This is a genomic window from Alphaproteobacteria bacterium, from assembly GCA_025800285.1.
GTDB lineage: Bacteria > Pseudomonadota > Alphaproteobacteria > JAOXRX01 > JAOXRX01 > JAOXRX01.
Genome location: JAOXRX010000101.1, coordinates 1 through 674, shown reverse-complemented (window position 1 = coordinate 674; position 674 = coordinate 1). Strand labels below are relative to the sequence as shown.

Sequence of the window (674 nt, the reverse complement as noted above, 5' to 3'; positions counted from 1 at the left end):
GAACATAGGATACATAGCACAGGATGTTAAGAAGAAAGTGCCCACTAAATTTGAAGCGGTTGTAAGTGATTATGGTGATTATATGGGATTAGATTATGGCAAGATGTCAGCAATTTTATGGAAAGCATTACAAGAAGAGATGGTAAAAACTGAATATTTAGAAAGTAAATTATTTGAAACAATAGCAAGAGTTGAAGCATTAGAAAAACCGAAGGCAAAAAGTAAGGCAAAAGCGAAAGCAAAAAATGTAGATTAATATATAGAAATGGGTAGTAGTGGTTCAAAGACTGAAGAAATACATGATATAAAAGCAGTTCAAGAAATGGATGAAAATGAGTTAAGTAGCAAAGACAAACTTTTTAAGAAAGCGATTGTAGAGATATATGAGGAACTGAAAGCAATTAAAAATTCTAAAAGCGATAAGATATTTTACAAATTACCTGCTATAACATTGTGTCAGCAATCGTTGTTTTAGATAAATAATATTATAAAAAATAATATTATCAATCTTGAAGTGAGTTTATGTAGTCTTGGTGTTTCTTGGTTCGTTCATGTCTTCTTAATGACACTTTACAATAAACTGCACCACAATCACAAACTGTTTTTATCTTTCGTTTAGTCTGTATTTGTTCTTGATTTTTTTCTTGCCACTCTTTATTTTTTAAACTTCTTTC

At 29.8% G+C, this 674-nt stretch carries 2 protein-coding genes; both read left to right on the top strand.

Features of this window, described 5'->3' with window-relative positions; genetic code table 11:
* On the top strand, positions 1-256 hold a 256-nt coding region (locus OIF36_05460), incomplete at its 5' end, for a hypothetical protein (protein ID MCV6599901.1).
* Positions 257-265: 9 nt separating this feature from the next.
* Positions 266-475: a hypothetical protein gene (locus OIF36_05455; protein ID MCV6599900.1), complete on the top strand. Its 210-nt coding sequence runs from the start codon at positions 266-268 to the stop codon at positions 473-475.
* Positions 476-674 lie beyond the last annotated feature (199 nt).

Bases quoted from the DNA above. Each gene is read 5' to 3' on its own strand.
- OIF36_05455 (MCV6599900.1), top strand. From the start codon at position 266: ATGGGTAGTAGTGGTTCAAAGACTGAAGAAATACATGATATAAAAGCA.